13 protein-coding genes are annotated in these 13,005 nt (G+C 71.5%); 3 read left to right on the top strand and 10 right to left on the bottom strand.

The features are described from left to right. Nucleotides 1-2: 2 nt before the first annotated feature. Nucleotides 3-1,298 (top strand): allantoate amidohydrolase, encoded by a 1,296-nt coding sequence (locus B0B14_RS11275; RefSeq protein WP_076681843.1) that lies wholly within the window; start codon nucleotides 3-5, stop codon nucleotides 1,296-1,298. A gap of 46 nt (nucleotides 1,299-1,344) precedes the next feature. Here the strand turns inward: B0B14_RS11275 and B0B14_RS11270 are convergent, their stop codons facing one another. The 7 genes from B0B14_RS11270 to B0B14_RS11240 all read right to left on the bottom strand — a co-directional run bounded on the left by B0B14_RS11270 (nucleotide 1,345) and on the right by B0B14_RS11240 (nucleotide 9,775). Further along, on the bottom strand, nucleotides 1,345-2,250 hold the full coding sequence (locus tag B0B14_RS11270) for an ABC transporter permease (protein WP_076681838.1): 906 nt from the start codon (nucleotides 2,248-2,250) through the stop codon (nucleotides 1,345-1,347). Then, entirely contained in the window at nucleotides 2,247-3,053 is an 807-nt protein-coding gene (locus tag B0B14_RS11265) for an ABC transporter permease (RefSeq protein WP_076681834.1), read from the bottom strand. The genes B0B14_RS11270 and B0B14_RS11265 overlap by 4 nt, the downstream gene beginning before the upstream one ends. Beyond that, nucleotides 3,054-3,875 (bottom strand): ABC transporter ATP-binding protein, encoded by an 822-nt coding sequence (locus B0B14_RS11260; protein WP_179085313.1) that lies wholly within the window; start codon nucleotides 3,873-3,875, stop codon nucleotides 3,054-3,056. It lies immediately after the preceding gene. A 5-nt stretch (nucleotides 3,876-3,880) separates the two neighbouring features. After that, on the bottom strand, nucleotides 3,881-4,990 hold the full coding sequence (locus B0B14_RS11255; protein WP_076681831.1) for an ABC transporter substrate-binding protein: 1,110 nt from the start codon (nucleotides 4,988-4,990) through the stop codon (nucleotides 3,881-3,883). 109 nt (nucleotides 4,991-5,099) lie between these two features. Further along, nucleotides 5,100-7,853, bottom strand: coding sequence for a molybdopterin-dependent oxidoreductase (locus B0B14_RS11250; RefSeq protein WP_076681827.1), 2,754 nt, complete (start codon nucleotides 7,851-7,853; stop codon nucleotides 5,100-5,102). Further along, on the bottom strand, nucleotides 7,850-8,674 hold the full coding sequence (locus B0B14_RS11245; protein ID WP_076681824.1) for an FAD binding domain-containing protein: 825 nt from the start codon (nucleotides 8,672-8,674) through the stop codon (nucleotides 7,850-7,852). The genes B0B14_RS11250 and B0B14_RS11245 overlap by 4 nt, the downstream gene beginning before the upstream one ends. Before the next feature lie 45 nt (nucleotides 8,675-8,719). Further along, complete coding sequence (locus B0B14_RS11240; RefSeq protein WP_076681820.1) at nucleotides 8,720-9,775, bottom strand: XdhC family protein; 1,056 nt, start codon at nucleotides 9,773-9,775, stop codon at nucleotides 8,720-8,722. 50 nt (nucleotides 9,776-9,825) lie between these two features. On the opposite strand from B0B14_RS11240, the gene B0B14_RS11235 reads away from it, so the two are divergent. Next, complete coding sequence (locus B0B14_RS11235; protein ID WP_076681817.1) at nucleotides 9,826-10,389, top strand: nucleotidyltransferase family protein; 564 nt, start codon at nucleotides 9,826-9,828, stop codon at nucleotides 10,387-10,389. A 10-nt stretch (nucleotides 10,390-10,399) separates the two neighbouring features. Here the strand turns inward: B0B14_RS11235 and B0B14_RS11230 are convergent, their stop codons facing one another. Next, on the bottom strand, nucleotides 10,400-11,320 hold the full coding sequence (locus tag B0B14_RS11230; RefSeq protein WP_076681814.1) for a 2-hydroxyacid dehydrogenase: 921 nt from the start codon (nucleotides 11,318-11,320) through the stop codon (nucleotides 10,400-10,402). Nucleotides 11,321-11,404: 84 nt separating this feature from the next. On the opposite strand from B0B14_RS11230, the gene B0B14_RS11225 reads away from it, so the two are divergent. Beyond that, on the top strand, nucleotides 11,405-11,836 hold the full coding sequence (locus tag B0B14_RS11225; RefSeq protein WP_076681811.1) for a DUF1761 domain-containing protein: 432 nt from the start codon (nucleotides 11,405-11,407) through the stop codon (nucleotides 11,834-11,836). 41 nt (nucleotides 11,837-11,877) lie between these two features. Here the strand turns inward: B0B14_RS11225 and purQ are convergent, their stop codons facing one another. Next, complete coding sequence (gene purQ, locus B0B14_RS11220; RefSeq protein WP_076681808.1) at nucleotides 11,878-12,585, bottom strand: phosphoribosylformylglycinamidine synthase subunit PurQ; 708 nt, start codon at nucleotides 12,583-12,585, stop codon at nucleotides 11,878-11,880. Next, the gene (gene purS, locus B0B14_RS11215; RefSeq protein ID WP_076681805.1) at nucleotides 12,582-12,830 is read right to left on the bottom strand and encodes a phosphoribosylformylglycinamidine synthase subunit PurS; all 249 of its coding nucleotides are present in this window, start codon (nucleotides 12,828-12,830) and stop codon (nucleotides 12,582-12,584) included. The genes purQ and purS overlap by 4 nt, the downstream gene beginning before the upstream one ends. Nucleotides 12,831-13,005 lie beyond the last annotated feature (175 nt).

Below are 13,005 nucleotides of genomic sequence, written 5' to 3'. Positions count from 1 at the left end.
GCGTGGCATCCCCCCTGCTCGACGCATCGCCCGACGCGATCGCGGCGGCCGCACGACGCGTGATGGCCCGCTGCGACGAGCTCGCGCGCGTCACGGCGACGCCCGGCGAGATCGAGCGCGTGTACCTGTCTCCCGAGCACGCGAGGGTCAACCGGCTCGCAGCCGAGTGGATGCGCGAGATCGGCATGCGCACCTGGCAGGACGCCGCAGGCAACCAGCTGGGCCGGCTCGACCCCGCGCAGACCCGCGAGGCGCCCGCGCTGATGCTCGGCTCGCACCTGGACACCGTGCTCGACGCCGGACGCTTCGACGGCATCGTGGGCGTGCTCATGGGCCTGGAGGTCGTGCGCCTGCTCCGTCGTCGCGCCGACGACGCATCGTTCTCGCCGTTCCCGTTCGCACTCGAGGTCGTGGCGTTCTCCGACGAGGAGGGCACCCGGTTCGGCAAGGCGCTGCTCGGCTCCAGTGCCGTCGCCGGCACGTGGGACGAGGACTGGTGGGACCTCGTCGACGCCGACGACGTCACCCTGCGGCGGGCCTTCCTCGAGTTCGGCCTCGATCCGGCGCGCATCGGCGAAGCGGCCCGGCATCCCGATGAGCTCGTCGGCTATCTCGAGGCCCACATCGAGCAGGGTCCCGAGCTCGACCGCCGCGGCGAATCGCTCGCGGTGGTCTCGTCCATCGCGAGCGCCCGCCGATTCCAGCTCGAGGTCGAGGGGGAAGCCCGGCACGCGGGCGGCACGCCCTACGACATGCGACGCGACGCGCTGCTGGGCGCGAGCGAGGCGGCGCTCGCCGTGGAGCGCATCTGCCGCGCAGAGCACCACATCATCGGCACGGTCGGGCAGTTCGAGGCCTTCCCGGGCGCGGTGAACGTCGTGCCGGGCGAGGTGCGCTTCAGCCTCGACCTCCGCGGCGAGTTCGACGGCGAGCGCGACCGGGTGTGGGGGGCGATCACGAACGACCTCGACATGATCATGGGTCGTCGCGGCCTCCGCTGGCGCGCCCGCGAAGTGCACAGCGCGCCGGCCGCGCACTGCGCGCCCCTCTTCCAGGACATCGTGCGCGAAGGCATCCTGGCCACCCTCCCGCCCGGCGCCGACGATCCTGCCGTCATCTTCAGCCGTGCGGGTCACGACGGCATGGCGCTCGGCGCGATCACCGACATCGGGATGCTGTTCCTCCGCAACCCCGATGGGGTGAGCCACCACCCCGACGAGTCGGTGTCGAGCGCCGACGTCGCGCTCGGCATCCGGGCTCTCGCCGAAGCGGTGCTCCAGCTCGCCGCCGACCGCTGACCCGCCCGCCCCTGTTTCGGCGTCAGCAGGGAGAGGGCGGGGGCGGTCAGCGGTGCGACGTCGACATGCCCATGCGCACCAGGACGATGTTCTCGACGATCTGCACGAAGTTGTAGAGCAGCAGCGTGATCAGGGTGATGAGGGCGATCGAGGTCCACAGCTGCGCGAACTGCGCCTGCGCGTTGAACTTCAGGATCGCCCCGCCGATGCCCTGGCCGGTCGAGAGCCACTCGGCCAGGAGCGCGCCCGTGACCGCGCCGGGCACCGACACGCGCGCCGCGGCGAAGAGCGACGGGCCGGCGCCGGGGATGCTGACCTTGCGCAGGGCGGTGAGTCGCCCGCCGCCGAACACGTGCACGACGTCGATGCTCTGCCTGCTGGCGCGGCTGAGGCCGAACAGGATGCTGGCGAGCGCCGGGAACAGCACCACGATCGTGCCGATGACGGCGACGGATGCCACGGTCCCCCGGCCCGTGATGAGGATGATGACGGGCGCGATCGACACGAGCGGGATCGTGCGCAGGAGCAGCACGAGGGGCATGACGCCGGCCTCGACGGACTTCGACAGGCTGAACAGCACCGCGAGCACGACCGCGGCGATCATGCCGAACACGAAGCCGATCGCCGAGTCGATGAGCGTCTGGCCGACGAGGGGCGCCATGGCGGCCCGGTGCGCGGCGGCATCCTCGTCGGTGAACAGGAACGCCCACACGTCGAGCGGTCCCTTCGCCACGAACGGCGAGATGCCGCTGAAGCTGATGATGGCCTGCCACAGCAGGAGCACGACGGCGAACGTGATCGCCGCGTTTCCGAGCGAACGGCCGATCGTGCGGCGCACGGCGCGGCGGCGGTCCGCGGCCAGGCTCGCCTGCGCCGCCGGATCGGCCGACAGCGCGAGCTTCCCGGTGACGGGCGCAGGCGGATTCGCCGTGTCGACGATCTTCTCCGTCATGACGCGCTCCCCGAGACCCAGGGCGTGACGAAGCGCACGACGAGCCCGACGAGGCCGTAGGCGACGAGCGCGAACACGGCGCACAGCAGGAAGACCGACCAGACGCCCGCGGCATCCAGCTGACCCTGCAGGCGGATGAGGGTGGGGCCGACCCCCGCGGTGACCGCGCCCAGGTACTCGCCCAGCACCGCCCCGAGGAAGGCCGTCGGCACGGCGATCTGCAGGGCGTTCAGGATGGCGGGGAGGGCTGCGATGAGCCGCACCTTGCGCAGCTGCGTCCAGGAGCTCCCGCCGAAGACGCGCACCACGTCGAGCGACGACCGGTCGGCGGATTTGAAGCCGAGGATCGCCCCGACGACCGTCGTGAACACGCACACGAGGGCGGAGAGGAAGATGGCCGTCGCCGACGGATCACCCGGCGACTTCGCGCCGCCGAGGACGACGACCGAGATGCCGCCGACCGCCACGATCGGCAGGCAGTAGCTGACGACGGCGATCTGGGTGATCACGGTCTCGGTCTTCGGGAACACGAGAACGAAGGAGGCGAGCACGAGCGCGATGCCGTTGCCCCACAGGTAGCCGATCGCGGCGGCCGTGATCGTCGGCTGGAAGACGCCCCACGCCCCCGCGATGTTGCCGTCGACGAACAGCCAGGCGAACACGGCCCAGGGCGAGGGCACCGGGGTGAAGCTCGTCCCCGCCTGCACCTGGAAGGCCGTCAGGGAGAACAGCCACCACGCCAGGATCAGCACGGCGGCGCCGATGAATCCGGCCGCCCAGGTGGGGACGCGCACGCGGGCCATTCACGCCTCCGCTTCCGCGCGTCCGTCCGAGCCGAACAGCAGCTCGGATGCCCGGTCGACGTACGCGTGGAACTCGGGCGTGCGCATCATGTCGGGAGTCCGGGGACGCGGCAGGTCGATCTCGATGATCTCCTTGATGCGTCCGGGCCTCGGAGACATGACGGCGACGCGGTCGGCGAGGAAGATCGCCTCGCTGATGCCGTGGGTCACCAGCAGGGTCGTCGCCGGCTTCTCCGTCCAGATGCGCAGCAGCTCGAGGTTGAGGTTCTGGCGGGTCATGTCGTCGAGCGCGCCGAACGGCTCGTCGAGCAGGAGGACCGAGGGCTTGAGCACGAGCGCGCGGGCGATCGACGCCCGCTGGCGCATCCCGCCCGACAGCTGGGCGGGCTTCGCGTTCGCGAAGTCCTTCAGCCCCACGAGCGAGATGAGCTCGTCGACGTAGTCCTTGTCGACGCGTCGCCCGGCGACCTCGAACTGCAGCTCGATGTTCTTGCGCACGCTGCGCCAGGGGAGCAGGGCGTGGTCCTGGAAGGCGATTCCGAGCTCACTGCCCGACCGCATCTGGTCGGGGGTCTCGCCGTCGACGAAGGCGGTGCCGGTCGTCGGATGCTCGAGGGCGGCGAGGATCCGCAGGATCGTGGACTTGCCGCAGCCCGACGGTCCGAGCAGGGCCAGGAACGAGCCCTTCTCGGTGTGGAGGTCGGTGTCCTGCAGCGCGAGGAGGGACGTGCCGCCGCGCAGCGCGAACGACTTGGAGACTCCGGTGATCTGGATGCCGGTGCCCGTGCGGGCACCGGCATCCACGTTCGACGAGATGGTCATGATCCCTACGGGAGGTAGGCCTTGAGCTCGGGGAACTCCTCGTAGATCTCGTCGATGATCGTCGTGTCGAAGAGCTGGTCGGCCGAGATCTCCCAGCCGGAGGTGGCCAGCGATGCGAGCGTCTGCTCCTTGAGCTCGTCGGAGATCGTGAACAGTCCGTTCGCCTCGGTCTCCTCGGTGGAGATCAGCAGGGCCTGCGCCGCGAGGCCTGCGGCGACCTTCTCGGGGTCGAGCTCGCCGAACGTCAGGTCGCCGGCGGCGGCCGACTCGTTGTAGTACTCGGTCACCAGCGCGACGGTGTCTTCGGAGGACTGCGTGAACGTGTCGGTCCAGCCCTTGATCTCGGCGATCAGGAAGGCCTTGATGAGCTCCTTGTTCTCCGCGAGGTACTGGTCGGTCACGGTGAACGTCTCGGCGACGTACGGCAGGCCGTTCTCCGCGTAGGCGAGGTTGGTCACCGGGTATCCGGCCATCTCGACCGTGATCGCCTCGTTCGTGAGGTAGGCCATGAATCCGTCGACCTCGCCGTTGATGAGCGGAGTCGGGTCGAAGTCCACCGGCACGATCTCGAGCTCGCTCGCGTCGATGCCGTTCGCGGCGAGGAGCGCGGCGAAGACCGATGCGTTGGAGTCCTGCACGCCGATCTTCTTGCCCTTGAGGTCTTCCGGGGTGGCGATGTCGGCGCCGTCGGCGAGCGACAGGATCGTGAACGGGTTCTTCTGGAACGTCGCTCCGATGATCTTCAGCGGCGCGTCCTGCTCGGCCACCGCGGCCCCGACCGATGCGGCGTCGCTGAGCGCGAACTGCACGGTGCCCGACAGCAGCTTCGCCACGCCCGTGTCGGGGCCGGCGATGCCGGTGACCTCGGAGAATCCGGCCTCGTCGTAGTAGCCGTTCTCGTAGGCGTAGAACTCGCCCGCGAACTCCTCGTTCTTGATCCAGGAGTACTGGACGCTGATCTCGCCGAGCGATGCGGACTCTCCCTCGCCGGTGGTCGCGCTGGGCGTGGTGCCGCCCGCGCAGGCCGAGAGGACGAGCGCGGCGGCCGCGGCGAGGCCGATGAGCGAGGCGGATCGGATGCGGCGACGGCGCGCCGGGGTGCTGTGGTTTTCCATCGGGTGCCCTTCGAGGGGAGTGTGATCAGGGCGACGCTATTCCTCGCACGTTTCAGCACGGGAGTCGATGTGTTTCCTTCGCGTGACGTGTCGCGGGAAGGGGGTCGGCTCAGCCGGCGCTCTGCGCGAGGCGCCACACGCGCTCGCGCGTGAAGGGCTGCTCGAACGGGCGCGATCCCAGGGCGCGGGCGATCGCGTTGCCGACCGCCGGGGCGACGGGGTTGTACGGCGACTCGCTCATCGACTTCGCGCCGAACGGACCGAGGGCGTCGGAGGTGTCGGCGAAGAGCACTTCGGTCTCGGGGATGTCGGCGAACTGCGGCACGCGGTAGAGCCGGAAGACCGGGTTGGTCACGCGCCCCTCCTCGAGGAGCACCTCCTCGTAGAGCGCGCTGCCGTAGCCCTGCGCGACGCCGCCCTCTATCTGCCCGATGCACTGGGCGGGGTTCATCACGAAGCCCGCGTCGGCCGCGTGCACCGACTGCAGCACACGCACGGTCCCGGTCGACTCCTCGACCGCGACGCGCACGGCGTGCACGTTGAACGCGAGCGATCGGCGCGCCCCGTGCTCGCTGCCCCGCGCCACGAGGCCCTCCGGCGAGCACTCGTCGGCGGGGGCGGCCGCCACGATCCGGTCGAACCCGACGAGTCCCCTCGGGGTCTGCACGCCGTCTGAGCCGAGGACCGCCTGCTCCGGCCGGGTGCCGGTGAGCTCGGCGGCCAGGGCAAGCATCCGGTGTCGCAGCTGGACGCACGCGGCGTGGAGGGCCTTGCCCGCGACGGTGATGCCCGCGGAGGCGAAGTTGCCGGTGTCGTGCGCCACCGCGTCGGTGTCGGAATGCCACAGGTCGAGACGGTCGAACGATGCCGACAGCACGGATGCCGCGATCTGGCGGTGCACGGTCGTGGTACCGCTGCCGAACTCGGGGGTGCCCGCCGCCAGCAGGAAGGTGCCGTCGGGGCGCAGCGTGGCGGTCGTGTGGGCGTGATGGCCGCCCGGCGCCATCGTGGCGATCATGGCCACGGCCATGCCTTCGCCGACGCGCCAGCCGTCGGGGGCGGCGACGCCGTTGCCGCGGCGCAGCGCATCCTGGGCCAGATCGAGGCACTGGTCGAGGCCGTAGCTGCCCCACACCAGATCCTCCTCGTACTCGTCGTCGTCCGGCGTCTCCTCGGGGTGGAAGGGATCGCCGTCGCGCACGGCGTTGATGCGCCGCAGCTCGAAAGGATCGATGCCGAGCTCCTGTGCGAGCAGGTCCATCGCGGACTCCACGCCGAGCATGACCTGACCGAGCCCGTATCCGCGGAAGGCCCCGGACGGCACGGTGTTCGTGTAGACCGCCTCGGCGTCGATGCTGCGCACGGGGCAGCGGTACACCGTCGTCGACTCGGCGCAGCCGTGGAACATCACGCCGATCGCGTGGTTGCCGTACGCGCCCGTGTCGCTCAGCACGTCGAGCTTCATCGCGGTGAGCACCCCTTCGGCGGTGGCGCCGAGCGTCACGGTCACCCGCATCGGATGCCGCACGGTGGCCCGCTGGAACTCGTCGGTGCGGCTGAACTCGTACGCCACCGGGCGCCCGGTGCGGAGCACGGCGAGGGCGACCAGGTCTTCGGTGAACATCTCCTGCTTGCCCCCGAAGCCGCCGCCGACCCGGGCGGTCACGACGCGCACGCGGTCGGGGTCGAGGTCGAACACGTGGGCGAGCTCGTCGCGCGTGAGGAACGGCACCTGCGTGGAGGAGCGGATGACGAGACGTCCGTCGTCGTCGAGCCAGCCCACGGAGCCGTGCGTCTCGAGCTGTGCGTGCACGACGCGCCCCGTCCGCCACGTGCCGGTCACCGAGACCGCGCTCGCCCGCAGGGCCTCGTCGGCGTCGCCGCCGGTGCGCTCGCGCAGCGTCGCCACGACGTTGCGTGCCGCGTCGCCGACGCGCTCATCGGGAGTGCGGTCGGGATGCAGCAGCGGAGCCCCGGAGCGGCGCGCCTCCTCGGCGTCGAACACGGCGGGGAGGATCTCGTACTCCACCTCCAGCAGGCGGCACGCCTCTTCGGCCGCGCCGGCGGTCTCGGCGACGACGGCCGCGACGCGCTGGCCGACGAAGCGCACGACATCGTCGAGCAGCAGGGTGTCGTCGGGATCGTCCTCCCGATGCTCGTGGCGCCCGCTCGAGTACCGCTTCGCGGGGGCGTCCTCGTGCGTGAAGACGGCGACCACGCCCGGTACGGCGCGGGCGGCGGTGGTGTCGATGCGCACGATGCGCGCGTGCGGATGCGGTGATCCGGCCACGCGGAGCACGAGGGCCCCCTCCACCGGATCGTCGAACGTGTAGGGCTCGCGCCCCTGCACGACGCGGCGGCCCGCCGGGGGCTTCGCCGACGCGCCGACTCCTTCGTCCGCCGTCGCTCCCCGGCCGGTCTCGCGCACGGGACCGAGGACCGCCTCGCGGATCGCCTCCCGGGCCGGGCGGTACCCCGTGCAGCGGCAGAGGCTCCCCTTCATGCGGCGATCGAGATCGTCGAGGTCGTCGGCGCACAGTGTCGATGCCGTCACGCTCATGCCCGGGGTGCAGAATCCGCACTGGAAGCCGAAGTGCTCGATCAGCGCCTCCTGCACCGGGTGCAGGTCGTCGCCGTCGGCGAGGCCGGCGGCCGTCGTCACTTCGGCTCCCTCGAGCCTCATGGCGGGAACGATGCACGAATGCACGGGCACGCCGTCGACGAGTACGGCGCACGCGCCGCAGTCGCCCGCGTCGCACCCCTTCTTGACCTCGGTGTGGCCGTTCTCCCGCAGGAGGGTGCGCAGGCACTGGCCCGCACGGGGCTCGGCCTCCACCGGCGCGCCGTTCACCCGCATCCTCATGCCGCCAGCTCCGTCCTGATGCGCTCGGCGAGCTCGATGCTCACGCCGCGCCGCCAGTCGGCCGCGCCGAGCGAATCGGTGTAGAAGCCGGGAGCGTCGCCCACCGCGGCGGCGAGGGAGGCGGCATCCGGGAGCGACGCGAAGCGCAGCACGACCGGGCGGAGCGTGGCCGCGGTCACGGTGAACACGGCCGCTGCGTCGCCGTCGACGCGACCGGTCACCACCGCGCCCGAGCGTCCGAGCTCGGCGAGCGCGATCTTGCGCAGCAGCACGCGCGATTCCAGCGCGTGCGCCGGGAGCTCCACCGACCGCAGCACCTCGCCCGGCAGGAGGGCGTTCTCGGCGTTGCCCGTGATCAGCTCGGCGACGGGGAGCACGCGTTCGCCTCCGTCGGGCTGCCAGACGCGGGCGACGCCGTCGAGGGCGACCGCGAGCGAGATCAGGGCGCCGGCGGCGAACGACTGGCACACGTTGCCGCCCACCGTCGCGGTGTTCCAGATCTTGAACGACGCGAGCAGGGCGTTCGCGGCATCCGGGATCATGGCCACGGCGTCCCACGCCTCCGGCACCGGGATCTCGTGGGCGCCCCGCGACCACGCCACGAGCGTCGCGATCGTGCAGGTCGCGCCGATGCGCAGCCCGCCGGCGGCGATCTCGATGTCGGGCCAGCCCATCGTCGTCACGTCGACGAAGCCGGTCGTTCCCGGCTGCGGCTCGCTCATGAGCCACGTGCCGCCCGCGAGGATCACCTCGCCGGGCGCCAGTGCGAGGTCGTCGCGGGTGCGCGCGCGGCGGTAGTGGGAGACGGTGGTGATGTCCATGTCAGCGGCGCTCCCCGCGGACCGCGCGCCCGACGCCCTCGCGGATCACCGCACGCCCGCGATCGTGCAGGATGCCGCGGCATCCGTCGTCGACGCCCTGCCGGCGTGCACCGGACCGGCGAGGTCCCGCAGGGGCAGTCCCGTCGCGCCGTGACGGGAGGCGACGATCTCGGCGAGGATCGCGAGGGCCGTGTGCGCCGGACTCGCCCCGCCCAGATCGAGTCCGATCGGCGAGTGCAGGCGTGCGAGGGCCGCATCGTCGACCCCGGCCTGCCGCAGGAGAGCGGCGCGACGGTCGACGGTGGAGCGGGCGCCCATCGCACCGACGAACCCCACGGGGAGGCTCAGGGCGGTCCGCAGCGCGGGCACGTCGAGGCGCTCGTCGTGTGTGAGGACGCAGATCGCCGTGCGCTCGTCGAGAGCGTCGGGGTCGAGCGCGTCGAGGAAGAGGTGCGGGTACTCCTCGACGAGCAGGTCGGCGTCGGGGAAGCGCTCCGCGGTGAGCAGGAGCGACCAGGGATCGCACACGGTGACGGAGAATCCGGATGCCGCGCCCACCCGGCACAGCGCGGCGGCGTGCTCGCCCGCGCCGAAGACGAGGAGCCGCGGCGTCCGTTCCGACACGACCGCCAGGACGTCGTGTCCGTCGTATGCCGCGTCGAGCATGTGCGTCTCGCTCCCCGATCCGATGGCGACGACCCGCCCGGCATCCGGGCCGGCGGCGACGATTCCGAGGGTCGCCGACTCGCCGCGGGCGGTCCGCTCCATCGCCGCGACCGCGAGCGAGTCCGGGCGCACGACCGACACGACCACGTCGACCGAGCCTCCGCACGCGAGGCCCGCGGCATGCGCCTGCTCATCCGTGAATCCGAACCGCCCCGTCGCGCCCTCTCCCGTGGTCAGAGCGTGGCGGAGCAGCAGCACGGTGTCGCCCTCGACGCATCCGCCGGAGATCGACCCGATCACGCGGCCGTCCTGCGTGAGCGCCATCGCCGCTCCGGCCCCGCGCGGTGCGCTGCGGGCGACCCGGGTGACCGTCGCGACCGCGACCGACTCCCCGTTGCGAAGGAGCGGGAGCAGATCGGTCGCGAGTTCGAGCATCCTCACATGCTAGGTCGAGCACGTTACGCCGTTGCTACGCTGTCGTGACCATGGATGGCTCGGTGCTCGGCGTCGTCCTCGCGGCGGGAGCCGGATCGCGATTCGGCTCGCCCAAGGCCCTGGCCCGCACGGCGGACGGCGAGCCGTGGATCGCCCGTGCCGTCGAGGCGCTGGAGGGCGGCGGATGCACCCGCGTCGTGGTCGTGCTCGGCGCCGCCGCAGCGACGGCGACCGCGTTCGTCCCCCGCGGGGTCGAGAGCATCGTCGCCGCGCGATGGGCGGAGGGCGTGTCGGAGTCGCTGCGCGCCGGCCTCGCACACGCCGACGAGGGTGGCGCGCAGGCGGTCGTGATCGTGCCCGTCGACACCCCCGACCTCCCCGCCTCGGCGGTGGCACGCATCCTCGCCGCGACGTCGTCACGGGCGGATGCCCTCGTGCAGGCCGTCTACGCGGGCGTTCCGGGGCATCCGGTCCTGATCGGTCGAGACCACTGGGGCGCCGTGGCAGCCGAGTCGACGGGAGACCGTGGCGCGGGTCGCTACCTGGCCGCGCACGGGGCGACGCGTGTCGAGTGCTCCGACCTGTGGTCGGGCGCCGACATCGACACCCGGTGACCGCGGGCGCTCAGCGCTTGTCGACCACCACGTTGACGGGCTCTTCTCCGGCGAGCATCCGTTCGACCTGGCGACGGACGAGCGCCGCGATGCGGGGGCGCATCGCGGTCGACGCTCCGCCCACGTGAGGGGAGATCAGGATGCCGGGGGCGCTCCACAGCGGGTGATCGGACGGCAGCGGCTCGGGGTCGGTCACGTCGAGCCCGGCGCGGATGCGCCCCGCCTCGGCATGCCGCACGAGCGCGTCGGTGTCGATGAGCGGGCCGCGGCCGACGTTGACGATGAGCGCGCCGTCGGGGAGCGCCGACAGGAACGCGTCGTCGACGATGTGCCGCGTCTCCTCGCCGCCCGGAAGGCTCAGGATGACGATGTCGGTCTCGGGGAGGAGCTCGGGCAGCTCCGACACGGCGTGGACCGGCATCCCGTCTTCGACGCGCGCCCGTGAGGCGACCGCGCGCAGGGTGACTTCGAAGGGGGCCAGGCGGGCGGCGACCGCCTTGCCGATCCCGCCGTACCCGACCAGCAGCACGCGGCGGTCGGCGAGGCTCTCCGCGAAGACCGACGTCCATTCGCCCTCATCCTGCGCGCGGACGAAGCCCGGCAGGTGACGCTGCACCGCGAGCGTCAGGGCGACGGCGAGCTCCGCGGTCGAGGTCTCGTGGACCGACGACGCGTTGGCGAAGCGGTGCCCCGCAGGCAGCGCGTCGGAGATGCCCTCGTATCCGATCGACTGACCCTGCACGAGGCCGGTCTCGAGCCCGTCGAGCAGGGGGAAGATCTTGCCCGCGTTCATGTACGGCGGGACCACGATGTCGATGCGCGCGCGGGGGGCGGGCGAGTCCATCCGCCATTCGACGATCTCGATGCGATCGGTCAGGTCGGCGAGGTCGTCGGCGAGGGTCTGGGCGGGCACGGAGAGCACGAAGGTCACGGTTCGACGCTACCCGGTGCGCGCCGCCACCCGGCAGAGCGACGGCAGGAGTAGCCTCGCGCTCGAAACGAAGGGGAGGCGATCATGGGGATTCCCGAGATCAACTACTGGGCGGTGCTGCTCGCGACGCTGTCGAGCATGGTCGTCGGCACCGTCTGGTACTCGCCGAAGGTGTTCGGCACGAGGTGGGAGAAGCTGGCGCGGGTCGATCGCACCGCGAACTCGAGCGCCGTCCTGCCGATCATGGTCACTGTCGTGGTGAGCTTCCTCACGGCCTGGGTGCTCGCGGGATCGACCGCGATCGCCTGGCACTTCTACGGTGGCGGCTACCTCATCTCGGCGATCGTCACGGGTGTGACGCTGTGGGGAGGGTTCACCGCCGCCCGCTTCATCACGCACGACGTCTTCGAGGGCCGGCCGTCCCAGCTGACCACGATGAACATCGCGCACGAGCTCGTGACCGTCGTCGTCATGGCCCTCATCATCGGCGTCTGGCCGCCCGCAGGCACAGTCTGACCCCGTGGCCCTCAGGACAGGTCCCTGAACTCGTCGAAGGGTCAGGCCGCAGCGGCGACCACGGCGGAGATCGCCGAGGTGAAGAACGCGAGCCCGTCGATGCCCGAGCGCATCGCCTGCGGGGTGTCGGGTCCGAAGCCCTCCTCGACCGCGTGCTCGGGGTGGGGCATGAGTCCCACCACGTTGCCGCGCTCGTTCGTGAGGCCGGCGATGTCGTCGAGCGAGCCGTTGGGGTTGACGCCCAGGTAGCGGAACGCCACGAGACCCTCGCCCTCAATGCGCTCGAGCGTCTCGGCGCTGCAGATGTAGCCGCCGTCGGCGTTCTTGAGCGGGATGATGATCTCCTGGCCGGCCTCGAACCCGCTCGTCCACGCGGTCGAGGCGTTCTCGACGCGCAGGCGCTGATCGCGGCGGATGAACTGCTGGTGCGCGTTGCGGATCAGGCCGCCGGGCAGCAGGTGGGCCTCCACGAGCATCTGGAATCCGTTGCAGATCCCGAGGACGGGCATGCCGGATGCCGCGGCATCCTTCACTTCGGCCATGATCGGCGCGAGAGCGGCGATCGCGCCGGCGCGCAGGTAGTCGCCGTAGCTGAAGCCGCCGGGGAGGACGAGGGCGTCCACGCCCTCCAGATCGTGCGAGCCGTGCCAGAGGGCGACGGGCTCGGCTCCGGCGAGGCGGATGGCCCGCTGGGCATCGACGTCGTCCAGCGAACCGGGGAAGGTGATGACGCCGATGCGGACGCTCACTCGACGACCTCGATCGAGACGACGTCTTCGATCACCGAGTTGGAGAGGACGTCGTCGGCGAGCTGGCGCACCTGGGTCAGGAGCGCATCGTCGACCTCGCCCTCGACGGTGAGCTCGAAGCGCTTGCCGATGCGGACGCCGGCGAAGGAGTCCACGCCCATCCGGGAGAGTGCTCCGGACACGGCCTTCCCCTGCGGGTCCAGCAGCTCGGCCTTGGGCATGACGTCGACGACGATGGTGGGCATTCGAGGCTCCGGATGTCGCTGGTGGGTGTGCCGTCCCAGTCTAGAGCGCGCGCGCCCCGCGCTCCGTCCGCGGGCGGCGGATGCTGTGATCAAACCGTGACCGGCCCTTTGGGAGCGCTCTCTTGACATCGTGGGAGCGATCCCATAGCGTCATGTGCGTTCGGTGAGAGCGCTC

The sequence above is a fragment of the Microbacterium sp. RU33B genome, from assembly GCF_900155915.1.
Classification (GTDB): domain Bacteria; phylum Actinomycetota; class Actinomycetes; order Actinomycetales; family Microbacteriaceae; genus Microbacterium.
The sequence above is the reverse complement of the archived record's forward strand: the minus strand, read 5'-3'. Positions and strand labels throughout refer to the sequence as shown.

Coding starts and splice junctions, on each gene's coding strand:
- B0B14_RS11255 (WP_076681831.1), bottom strand. CDS start 4,990: ATGGAAAACCACAGCACCCCGGCGCGCCGTCGCCGCATCCGATCCGCC.
- B0B14_RS11235 (WP_076681817.1), top strand. CDS start 9,826: ATGGATGGCTCGGTGCTCGGCGTCGTCCTCGCGGCGGGAGCCGGATCG.
- B0B14_RS11265 (WP_076681834.1), bottom strand. CDS start 3,053: ATGGCCCGCGTGCGCGTCCCCACCTGGGCGGCCGGATTCATCGGCGCC.
- purS (WP_076681805.1), bottom strand. CDS start 12,830: ATGCCCACCATCGTCGTCGACGTCATGCCCAAGGCCGAGCTGCTGGAC.
- B0B14_RS11270 (WP_076681838.1), bottom strand. CDS start 2,250: ATGACGGAGAAGATCGTCGACACGGCGAATCCGCCTGCGCCCGTCACC.
- B0B14_RS11225 (WP_076681811.1), top strand. CDS start 11,405: ATGGGGATTCCCGAGATCAACTACTGGGCGGTGCTGCTCGCGACGCTG.
- B0B14_RS11260 (WP_179085313.1), bottom strand. CDS start 3,875: ATGACCATCTCGTCGAACGTGGATGCCGGTGCCCGCACGGGCACCGGC.
- B0B14_RS11250 (WP_076681827.1), bottom strand. CDS start 7,853: ATGAGGATGCGGGTGAACGGCGCGCCGGTGGAGGCCGAGCCCCGTGCG.
- B0B14_RS11245 (WP_076681824.1), bottom strand. CDS start 8,674: ATGGACATCACCACCGTCTCCCACTACCGCCGCGCGCGCACCCGCGAC.
- B0B14_RS11240 (WP_076681820.1), bottom strand. CDS start 9,775: ATGCTCGAACTCGCGACCGATCTGCTCCCGCTCCTTCGCAACGGGGAG.